Source organism: Lactobacillus gallinarum (assembly GCF_002160635.1).
GTDB classification, from domain to species: Bacteria; Bacillota; Bacilli; order Lactobacillales; family Lactobacillaceae; genus Lactobacillus; species Lactobacillus gallinarum.
In genome coordinates this window covers 1-10,747 of record NZ_NFKZ01000041.1, presented here as the reverse complement: position 1 = coordinate 10,747, position 10,747 = coordinate 1, and the positions used below count along the sequence as shown (strand labels likewise).

Below are 10,747 nucleotides of genomic sequence, written 5' to 3'. Positions count from 1 at the left end.
TTATCTGCTGCATCAGTTGCTGCTTTGATCAACTTGTCTTTAGTAGGTTGATCAAGATTGGTTGCTAAATTAATTTCGCTCTTCGTATTGTCAAGAGCTTTATCAATGGCAGCCTTAGCGGTCTTCTTAACATCAGAATCAGTTGGAACTGTTACTGCTTCGATTGCTGTCTCACCATCTTCACCGGCTTGGGTTGCACCATCGTTAGTCGTAGCGGATTGAATTCTATCCTTAGCGTCATTTGCAGCAGAGTTTGCGTCATTAGCTAACTTAGATTTTTCTTCGTCAGTTAAGTTTGTGTTAGCTTTGATTTCATCTGATTTCTTAGCCAAAGCTTCATCGACTACTTTGTTTGCTGCTTTCTTAGCATCCCAACCAGAAACAACATCTTTAGCTTGTTTTACTGCACCATCTGCCTTCAGTGCTCTCTGCTCACCATATAAGCTAGAATACATGTTATAGTAGCCATCCTGATTAGAATAAATATTAGCTGAGATTCCTGAGAATTGTTGACCTTTCGGACTTTTAATTAAATCTACTTCATGAGAGTCTGTGTGTTGCGTAGTAAAGGAAATAACATAAGAAGAATATTGTGGATAACCCTTACCAGTCTTACCTTGTGACTTAAATTCCATTGCTTGGTTAAAGTTATCACTGCTAAATACGCCCTTAACTCCGCCCTGTTTGTCATCAATGATTAAGTCTCCATATTTTGCACCGTCAACTCCAGTTTTACTTGCAATTTTAAAATCATTAAAATGAAGTTCATGATCGTTACCTACATAAGGTTTCCCATCATGTGCATTATTAGATACTTTACTAAATAGACCCCATTTTTTAAAGTAAGTCTGCCATAAGTTCTTTTTACCAGTATCAGTAGCAGTAGTGAAATAGTATGGGCCTTGCAAATATTTATTGTTATAAGCTGGCATGGTTTTACTATTAATTAAACCAGTATTTTTATCGACATCTGTCTTAGGATTAAATGAAAAGTCTACTTCGTCTGTTGGATTTTGTAATGTATCTTCAGTAGCGCTAGTGCTATCCTTCTCAAATGTATAATATCTAAATGATTTAGTAGGATCACTAATTACTTCCATGTTAACATTACCAACGATTTGGTAGTCTTTTGTGAGAGCAATACCAAATTTTGCAGAAATTAACCCACTTACGTCATAGCCAACATTTTGTAATCCCTTATTAGGGAAGAAAACAACAGTCCAACGTGTCTTACCATTTCCTAAATCTTCTTTAGAAATATTGATATTATTTTTATTATCTTCAGCTGTTCCTTTCAAATTCCCCACCAAATCAGTACCATTAGCTTGAATATCAGCAGCATGGTAAACGTAGTCCTGACCATTAATAGTTACAATCTTGTAATAATTTCCATCTTTACCTTTATAGATATTAGAACTGTAGTTATCTGAAGAAGTCAGTTTAGTCTTATTGGCCAAACTTTGATTTTCTTTAGCTGGCTGATCATTAATGCTCTTTTCATTTACTTTATCAGAAATACCAGTAGTTTGCGTTAAATTCATTCTCAATAAATTCATAGTTGCTAATTTAGCTGCTGCATTTCTGTCAGTACCAGAAATTGTCACTAAATTCGTAGCTGCTGATCTAGCTGTTGATGATTTAATATCAGTGTCAGCGCTACCTTGCGTCTTTGGTGCAGATTGTAAGGTTGTCGCAGCTTCTGTAGAATTATTAGCTGTTGCAGCACTACCTTGCGTCTCTGGTGAAGATTGTGAGGTTGTCGCAGCTTCTGTAGGATTATTAGCTGTTGCATTGTTACTTGCACTACTTTGTTGAACTTTTTCTTTTGCACTAGTTGCTTGCTGAGTATTAGTGTTATTTTGATCTACTGTAACTGCTAATTTTGCTGCTGATTTTGCTGCTGATGATTTAATATCAGTGTCAGCACTACCTTGCGTCTCTGGTGAAGATTGTGGGGTTGTCGCAGCTTCTGTAGAATTATTAGCTATTGCATTGTTACTTGCACTACTTTGTTGAACTTTTTGTGTTGCTCTAGTTGTTTTCTGAGTATTAGTTTGTTCAGCAGTTGTATTGCCAACTGCTGAAGTCTGTTGCAACCTACTGTTTGGTGAACTATTGGAATTTTCAACGCTTTCTATGGTTGCTGCCTTTACAGAATGATCTGTAAAGTTAATTCCAAAAATGGTTACTCCTAATAATACCGAAACCATACCAACGCTAAACTTACGCAGACTATAATGCGGTGTCCGTTTAGTTTCTAAAAATTTAAGTCGCTTCATCGTTATTCTTACTCCCCAATTTAATAACTAGTGGTGTATTGCAGTACACCAGAACAAGAGTGCTACCGTTAAGTTATCAGCCTAATTGTTGAGTATAATATTTCTTCAATCTGATAATATTATAACACCGTTTAGCGACTTTGATGACCGCTTGGCTCTCGAGCCGGGCGGCTTTTCTGTTTGCAGTCAACTTACCAGATAGTAAAAGAGACTAACCGCAAAGGCTAATCTCTTTTCAAACACTAAAATTATTCAAGTTCGCGATTGAGAGTAGTGAGACGCAATCTCACTGCTCTCTTTTCATATATTGTGGTACTAGAAATAATGTTTAAATTTAAATTATAACTCTAAGTCGTTTCCTTCATGAAGTACTGACTTTTTAGCTTGAATCTTTGATACAGAGATGGTTCTTCATTGCCTTTTCCGCTTAATTTCGGTTTCCTTATCCCGTTCGGTGTAACTGAAGTTGATGAATCCTTTAACGGCTTCATCGTGCAATGACCCCCTCATGTTTGCCGTCCCGGCAAAATAAATTTTCAGCCTTCGGTTGCGACCGAAAACGGCTGACTAAATTTATGAATCGTCGGGTTAGTTTCTGCTCAGCATTAATTGATATATACCAATTTGTTAATTATATTATATACTGCTTGAAAGGGCGGCCTGATAGTCTTCCCTTTATCCTAGCGACCGATCAGATATGGCATTCGAGAATGAGTACCTTGAGATTTCATTCAAGGTCATTTCGAGATTTCATATCTGATTTACTTATGTTTTCGTCATAAGTAACAACAACGATCAAACAGACTGCTCCGTTTGGATTTCAGCATTTCTTTTGTGTCAACAAACAGAAACAAAAAATGCCCCACCTATCACTGACGATAAGTAGGACAACAGTCACTTACTTTTCAACAAAAGTAAGTAAAAATATTCAATTTTCGGTAGACAACTTACTTTTAACCCGTGTTTTTTACTAATATTGACCCTCTTCAAATGCTGTCATATTGGGGTTCCCTCTTCATGTTAATATATTAAATTACTCCCATTCAATCGTTGAAGGTGGCTTACTCGTCACATCGTAAACTACGCGGTTAACGTTATCTACTTCATTGACGATTCTATCTGAAATGTGACCAAGTACATCCCATGGAATTTGGGCAAAATCTGCAGTCATCCCATCAATTGAGGTTACGGCACGAATACCAATCGTATAGTCATAAGTACGTCCATCGCCCATTACTCCAACGGAGCGAATACCTGGAAGAACAGTGAAGTATTGCCAGATCTTTTCTTGTAAACCTGCCTTCTTGATTTCTTCTCGTAAAATCGCATCAGAATCACGCACAATCTTAAGCTTGTCTTCAGTCACTTCACCAAGAACACGGATACCAAGACCAGGGCCTGGGAATGGCTGACGCCATACTAAGTCATGTGGAATGCCCAGCTTTTCACCAAGTTCACGTACCTCGTCCTTGAACAACTTACGCAGTGGCTCGATCAACTTGAAGTGCATGTCCTTAGGAAGACCACCAACGTTGTGATGGGACTTAATCGTTTGGGCAGTGTTGGTACCTGACTCGATAACATCAGTATAAAGCGTACCTTGAGCTAAGAAATCTACATCCTTTAACTTCTTAGCTTCTTCGTTAAAGACCTCGATAAATTCTTTACCGATGATCTTTCGCTTTTGTTCAGGATCAGTTACACCTTTCAACTTGTCTAAGAATCTCTTTTGGGCATTAACCCGAATGATGTTAACACCAAGATCCTTGTTCAAGGCTTGCATTACTTGATTGCCTTCGTCTTTACGCAGCATTCCGTGATCAACAAAAATTGCAGTTAATTGATCGCCGATTGCTTTGTGTAAAAGAGTAGCAGTAACGCTAGAATCTACACCACCCGAAAGACCTAAGATGACTTTCTTATCGCCAACTTCTTTACGGATCTCATCAACCTTCATCTCGATAAAGTCTTCCATCGTCCAGTTAGCTACAGCACCACAGACATCAAAGGCAAAACGCTTCAAAATGTCTAAACCATATTCAGAATTGCGAACCTCAGCATGGAACTGAATGCCATAAAACTTTTTATCTTGATTGGTAATCGCTGCAATCGGACAGTTCTTGCTTGAAGCCATTACTTCAAAGTCCTTAGGAGCTTGGGTAACCAAATCTCCGTGGCTCATCCAAACATATTGCTTGCTTGGCAAACCCTTAAAAAGTGCGCTATCAGGATCTTCAACAGTAATATTAGCCCGGCCATATTCTTTATTATCAGCTGGTTCGACCTTGCCGCCTAAGTAATAGCTCATTAGCTGCATCCCGTAACAAATTCCCAAAATCGGAATTCCTAATTTGAAAATCTCAGGATCGACCTTTAGCGCATCTTTATCATAAACGCTGTTAGGGCCACCTGAAAATACGATACCTTTAGGCTTCATTGCCTTGATCTTCTCAATTGAAAGATCATGTGGCAATAATTCTGAATAGATACCAAAATCACGGATTCGCCGAGTAATCAATTGATTGTATTGACTACCAAAATCAAGCACAATAATCTTGTCAAAATCGTCTAGATTCTTAGCCACAAAAATTCTCCCTCTTTTCACTAAACATTTTTAACTAACTCTACTAGGAAAAATTAAAAAGGTCAATTAAAAAATCAGAAAACAAGGCGTGATTGTTCGTCTTTAGCGACCGCAACCACCAGTTGCAACTACTAGTTGCTCTACATGCAATTAAAAAAGTGGTGGTCTGCAACCGCAAATTTTCGTTAACTTAAATTATTCCAAAACGAAAGGACGATCAATCATGAGATTAGGTCAAAAAATTGCGGCATTACGCAAGAAAAATCATCTTTCTCAAGAAGCACTAGCTGAAAAGATGAATGTTAGTCGGCAAGCTGTATCCAATCGGTGTGTTCTTCTTTGTCAAAAGCAATATCATTATGGACAGCTACAACATTTTATTACAAACAGATGATTACACTCCTAAGAAAAAACTTGGTCGCAAGATTATGAACAAATACGCCACACTCTATTGGTTAATAGCAGTCTTACTTTATCTAGGATATAGCTTCATTACCAATGATTGGGAACGCAGCTGGATCATCTGGCCAATCGCGGGGATCTTATATGGCATTATCGAAAAGATCATCAGTCTGTGCCATAACGATATCGCAGCTGAATAATTTTTACTATAATCGAACATTAATCCTTAATTTTTCACTTGTGTTCGGCAATATATTCTGTTAAGATTAAGCCAACACAAATATCTATATATCGTCGAAATAAGGTCGACAGTCTCTACCCGGTACCGTAAACACCGGACTATAGGTGAATGAACGTTAAGAATAATCTTAAGGACTTCTTTTACCTGTTTTAGGTAGAAGAAGTCCTTATTTCTTTCTTGAGGAGAATAATATTGAAGGAATTAGTAGATCGAATTAAACAAGATGGTGAAGTTTTACCCGGAAATGTGCTTAAAATTAATTCATTTTTGAATCACCAAGTTGATCCGCAACTAATGATGCATGTTGGTGAAGAATTTGCCCGCCTTTTTAAAGATGAAAAAGTCGATAAGGTCTTAACTTGTGAAGCGTCTGGAATTGCCCCTGGTGTCATGGCAGCCTACCAACTGCACGTGCCAATGATCTTTGCCCGAAAGAAAAAGCCATCTACTTTGAATGATGCAGTTTATTGGGCTGACGTCTTTTCTTACACCAAGAAGGTCAACAATAAGATCTGCGTTGAAGAAAAATTTTTGCACCCAGGCGAACATATCTTAATCATCGATGACTTCGTTGCCCACGGTGAAGCAGTCAAAGGCATGGTTAACATCGCCAAGCAAGCCGGCTGTAACATTGTTGGCGTTGGCGCTGTTGTTGCAAAAACCTTCCAAGGCGGAAGCGAATGGGTAGAAAATGAAGGCTTACGCTTTGAAGCCCTAGCAAAAATCGATAGCTTTGAAAATGATCAAGTACACTTCGAGGGAGAAGAATAATTAAAAATGGCACAAAAAGAAGTTAGTCACAAAAAAGCTGCTGTCCTAGGTTTGCAACATTTGCTGGCAATGTACTCCGGTGCAGTTGCCGTTCCCCTTTTAATTGGTACGGCACTACACTTCAATAGCACACAGATGACTTACCTAGTTTCGATTGATATCTTCATGTGTGGTTTAGCCACTTTAATTCAACTATTCCGTAATAAATATTTCGGCATTGGCTTGCCAGTCGTTTTGGGCTGTGCAATTCAAGCGGTAGCTCCCTTAGAAATGATCGGGCAGAAGTTTTCAATTAACACGATGTATGGTGCCATTATCGTTGCTGGAATCTTCGTCTTTCTAATTGCTGGCTGGTTTTCAAAAATCAAAAAACTCTTCCCGCCAGTAGTTACTGGGACCTTAATTACAGTAATTGGGCTAACTTTAATTCCGGTCGCTTTCCAAAATATGGGCGGCGGAAACGCACAAGCCAAAGACTTCGGTGATGCGAAAAATTTAATCGCTGCCTTTATTACCATCCTCATCATCATTGCCATCGAAGTCTGGACTAAAGGATTCTTACGTTCCATTTCCGTTTTAATTGGATTAATTGTTGGTACTCTAATCGCTAGCTGCATGGGGCTTGTTTCATTAAAGCCAGTTGCCGAAGCTTCTTGGTTCCATTTGCCTCAATTTTTCTACTTCGGGGTGCCAGAATTCGAATGGTCATCTTGTTTGACCATGATCATCATTGCCTTAGTTTCCTTGGTCGAATCCACTGGCGTCTTCTTTGCCATTGGCGACCTACTTCATCAAGATATCACCGAAGAAGACCTCAAAAAAGGTTATCGTGCAGAAGGATTAGCACAAATCTTCGGCGGGCTTTTCAACACCTTCCCTTACACTACTTTTTCTCAAAATGTCGGCTTGCTTCAATTATCCGGCATTAAGACTAAGCGTCCGATTTACTGGGCTGCTGGCTTATTAATGGCCATGGGCTTACTTCCTAAAATCGGTGCTCTAGTTACTATCATCCCTGATTCAGTCTTAGGCGGCGCCATGTTAGTCATGTTTACCATGATTGCCGTTCAAGGAATCAAAATGTTAACTAAAGTTGATTTTGAAAATAATCGCAACATTTTAATTGTCGCAATTTCTATCGGTATGGGACTGGGCGTAACTGTCTATCCGCAAATCTTCCAAACCCTTCCCCAAACCATTCAATTGTTCTTAGGCAACGGTATCGTTGTTGCTAGCATCTGTGCAACTCTGCTTAATCTTTTATTCAACGGAAGAAGTGGTGCCTATAAGTAAAAAGCCTTTTCATTTCATAATTCTATATATCACAATTCCCTATAAATATTCAAAAGCGGCCACTTAATGTGGTCGTTTTTCATTCTTCACCTTTTAAGCAAAATCTTGTTGAAACTCTTTTATAATAGAAGTAACGTAATTTTTTTAAAGTGAGGGAATCCATGCCTAACTTAAACATTCAAAACCTTGAAAGCTACATCATGTTTTACGGCCGGCAAAAATGTCAGCCTGATGAATTCTTTCAAGGTGACAATCTTCGTAAGAACGATATCTTTTATTACATTATTAGTGGAACTGGCAGCTTTACTTCTAGTAGACACCACGCAGTCAAATTAAAAGCTGGCGATCTTTTTTACGTCCCGCGCAATCAAACTTGTTCTTTCCAAGCTGACCATGATGAACCCTGGGAATACTTCTGGATTGGCTTAGCCGGCTACGGCGTTAATGAAAGCATCAAGGCATCAAATTTACCTAATAAAAATTTCTTGCGTCAAATTCAAAAAACTGCCTTTTATCAAACCCTAAATGACCTTTATCAATGTTTGACAAAGAAAAAGACCTTATTAAACAATTTACAAATTTCAGCTTTAACCTATCAACTTTTTTATCATCTAGTAAAAGACTTTCCTAACCATCCACCAGTCCGCAAAACACCTAAAAATGATCAATATCAAATCGCTATTAATTATCTGCAACAAAATTATACTGATCCCAGTTGCAATATCGTGGAGCTTTGCAACAGGTTAGGTGTCTCACGCAGTTTTTTATATTCTTTATTTAGAAAAAACACCAAAATCTCACCGCAAAAATATCTGATGCAACTTCGTATGGAAGCCGCCAAAAAAGAACTGCAAAATACTACTTCCAACTTAAAAGAGATTGCCCATAAAGTGGGCTATGGTGATGAATTCACTTTTTCTAAAGCATTTAAACGTTATAGCGGAGTTAGTCCCAACGTATTTCGTGGAAATTAATTATATTCTTTGCCTAACTCACGCTTCTTTGCATACAATATATAGTGTATAACTTATTAAAACAGTAAAGGAATGATCCAATGAAACAAACAGAATGTACTACTATCTTAGTAGGTAAAAAAGCAACTATTGATGGCTCAACTATGATCGCTCGTAGTGAAGATGGTGGCCGTGTCATTATCCCTGAAGGCTTTAAGGCAGTTAACCCTGAAGACCAACCTAAGCATTACACTAGCGTTATCAGCAAGCAAAAGATCGATGATGAAGACTTAGCTGAAACTCCACTTCGTTACACCAGTGCACCTGATGTTTCTGGTAAGAATGGTATTTGGGGGGCAGCTGGTATCAACGCTGACAACGTGGCAATGACTGCTACTGAAACTATTACCACTAACTCACGTATTCAAGGTGTTGACCCTATTCTTGATCCGAGCGAAGGTGGTCTTGGTGAAGAAGATTTTGTTACTTTAACTCTTCCATATCTTCATTCAGCATTTGACGGTGTTAAGCGTGTTGGTTACCTTGTTGAAAAATACGGTACCTACGAAATGAACGGTATGGCTTTCTCAGACAAGGACAATATCTGGTACCTTGAAACTATCGGTGGTCACCACTGGATTGCACGCCGCATCCCTGACGATGCTTATGTTATCGCACCAAACCGTTTAAACATCGATAACTTTGATTTTGATGATACTGAAAACTTCGCTGCCGCAAGTGACTTAAAAGATTTAATCGATGAATATCATTTAAACCCAGACCGTGAAGGTTACAACATGCGTCATATCTTTGGTTCTTCAACTATCAAAGACGCTCACTACAACAATCCACGTGCTTGGTACATTCACAACTACTTCGATCCAGACTTTGGCGGTACCCCAGCAGATCAAGATCAACCTTTCATCTGCCACGCTAACCGTTTAATCTCAATCGAAGATATTAAGTGGGCTGAAAGTTCACACTACCAAGATACTCCTTATGATGCATACGGTGACCAAGGTACTCCTGAACAAAAGAAGACCTTCCGTCCAATCGGTATCAACAGAAACTTTGAAACTCACATTTTACAAATTAGAAATGACGTACCTGCAGAAATCGCTGGTGTTCAATGGTTAGCCTTTGGTCCAAACACCTTCAACTCAATGGTGCCATTCTACACTAATGTCACAACTACTCCAGAAGCTTGGCAAACAACTCCTAAGTTTAACTTGAACAAGATCTTCTGGTTAAACAAGTTAACTGCTCAACTTGGTGATACTAACTACCGTGTCTATGGTGAACTTGAAGACGCCTTTGAACAAAAAAGTTTGGCACAATGCCACAAGATTCAACATGAAACTGACAAGGCAGTTAAGGATATTTCAGGTAAGGATTTGCAAGATAAGTTAATTGCAGCTAACCAAAAGATGTCTGACATTGTTTACAACAATACTGTTGAACTTTTGGGTCAAATGGTTGATGAAGGTCATGGTTTAATGACTTTGAAGTACGACTTGCTTGACTAATAATTAAATATTAAAAGCAATAAGAGCTTGAGATTATTCTCAAGCTCTTATTTTTTACTCAAATAATGGAACTGCATCTGCAAGTGATTTAACTACGGTTACTTTCTTGATCATTTCTTCTGATGGCATTACTTGATCTGGCACAAGTACCACATCAATCCCTGCATTTAATCCTGACTCTACCCCATTAGGTGCATCTTCAAAAATTACTGCTTCATTTTTATCTACTTTTGCGACATTTAACGCATGCAAATAAATATCTGGGGCTGGTTTATTATTTTTTACATCTTCACCGGTAACAATCCCTGCAAAATACTGACGTAAATCATTATGACTAAGAGTCAACTACCCTAGACTGAAGTCTAGGGCTTAGTGGCTTGCTAGCTTGCGCTAACCAGAACACCAACTTGCTTAGATACGGACTTGACTTACCAGCAGTAATCTTTTGACTATTGCCGATAGAGGTCGTCTATTTACCAAAGCCTTTTAAGTCCGCGAATTGCTAGCGGACTGCAGCCTTTCTAGGCTGCCTCTTTTATTTTAGGATTCTGCCACTTGCCTAATCCTTTTTCTAAGATGTTCACTGCCGCATTCCAATCGCGAATATGGTGCGTCTGACAGATTGGGCAAGTCCATTCCCGATCCTTAAGGGTTAATTTCTTATAGCTATTTTGTCCCATAATACTGCCACATTGATG

At 38.7% G+C, this 10,747-nt stretch carries 8 protein-coding genes, 2 pseudogenes and 1 riboswitch; of the genes and pseudogenes, 6 read left to right on the top strand and 4 right to left on the bottom strand.

The genetic code is table 11. The features are described from left to right. Nucleotides 1-2,279 (bottom strand): LEA family epithelial adhesin (locus B5E95_RS09510; RefSeq protein ID WP_087236436.1); only part of this gene is annotated, 2,279 nt, incomplete at its 3' end. 1,033 nt (nucleotides 2,280-3,312) lie between these two features. Continuing rightward, nucleotides 3,313-4,863: a glutamine-hydrolyzing GMP synthase gene (gene guaA / locus B5E95_RS09505; RefSeq protein WP_087236434.1), complete on the bottom strand. Its 1,551-nt coding sequence runs from the start codon at nucleotides 4,861-4,863 to the stop codon at nucleotides 3,313-3,315. A 223-nt stretch (nucleotides 4,864-5,086) separates the two neighbouring features. Between guaA and B5E95_RS11100 the strand changes: the two are divergent. From B5E95_RS11100 to B5E95_RS09480, 6 genes and pseudogenes are all read left to right on the top strand, one after another. Continuing rightward, nucleotides 5,087-5,185 (top strand): annotated as a pseudogene (locus tag B5E95_RS11100) (helix-turn-helix transcriptional regulator); the annotation flags it as partial. 94 nt (nucleotides 5,186-5,279) lie between these two features. Beyond that, nucleotides 5,280-5,465: pseudogene (locus tag B5E95_RS09500) on the top strand (helix-turn-helix domain-containing protein); the annotation flags it as partial. 64 nt (nucleotides 5,466-5,529) lie between these two features. After that, nucleotides 5,530-5,627: riboswitch (purine riboswitch) on the top strand. A gap of 71 nt (nucleotides 5,628-5,698) precedes the next feature. Further along, complete coding sequence (locus tag B5E95_RS09495; protein ID WP_035443516.1) at nucleotides 5,699-6,277, top strand: xanthine phosphoribosyltransferase; 579 nt, start codon at nucleotides 5,699-5,701, stop codon at nucleotides 6,275-6,277. Between the two features lie 6 nt (nucleotides 6,278-6,283). Further along, the gene (locus B5E95_RS09490) at nucleotides 6,284-7,570 is read left to right on the top strand and encodes a nucleobase:cation symporter-2 family protein (RefSeq protein ID WP_087236432.1); all 1,287 of its coding nucleotides are present in this window, start codon (nucleotides 6,284-6,286) and stop codon (nucleotides 7,568-7,570) included. 161 nt (nucleotides 7,571-7,731) lie between these two features. Next, nucleotides 7,732-8,544 carry an AraC family transcriptional regulator gene (locus B5E95_RS09485; RefSeq protein ID WP_087236430.1) on the top strand — a complete coding sequence of 271 codons (813 nt, stop codon included), beginning with the start codon at nucleotides 7,732-7,734 and terminating at the stop codon, nucleotides 8,542-8,544. A gap of 80 nt (nucleotides 8,545-8,624) precedes the next feature. Then, nucleotides 8,625-10,049, top strand: a complete 1,425-nt coding sequence (locus B5E95_RS09480; RefSeq protein WP_087176808.1) for a C69 family dipeptidase — start codon at nucleotides 8,625-8,627, stop codon at nucleotides 10,047-10,049. 54 nt (nucleotides 10,050-10,103) lie between these two features. Here B5E95_RS09480 and B5E95_RS09475 read toward each other — a convergent pair whose 3' ends face one another. Further along, the gene (locus B5E95_RS09475; RefSeq protein ID WP_087236428.1) at nucleotides 10,104-10,394 is read right to left on the bottom strand and encodes an HAD family hydrolase; all 291 of its coding nucleotides are present in this window, start codon (nucleotides 10,392-10,394) and stop codon (nucleotides 10,104-10,106) included. Between the two features lie 176 nt (nucleotides 10,395-10,570). Beyond that, nucleotides 10,571-10,747, bottom strand: a 177-nt coding sequence (locus B5E95_RS09470) for a zinc ribbon domain-containing protein (protein ID WP_143437071.1), incomplete at its 5' end; no start/stop codon positions are given.

Bases quoted from the DNA above. Each gene is read 5' to 3' on its own strand.
- B5E95_RS09490 (WP_087236432.1), top strand. From the start codon at position 6,284: ATGGCACAAAAAGAAGTTAGTCACAAAAAAGCTGCTGTCCTAGGTTTG.
- B5E95_RS09485 (WP_087236430.1), top strand. From the start codon at position 7,732: ATGCCTAACTTAAACATTCAAAACCTTGAAAGCTACATCATGTTTTAC.
- B5E95_RS09480 (WP_087176808.1), top strand. From the start codon at position 8,625: ATGAAACAAACAGAATGTACTACTATCTTAGTAGGTAAAAAAGCAACT.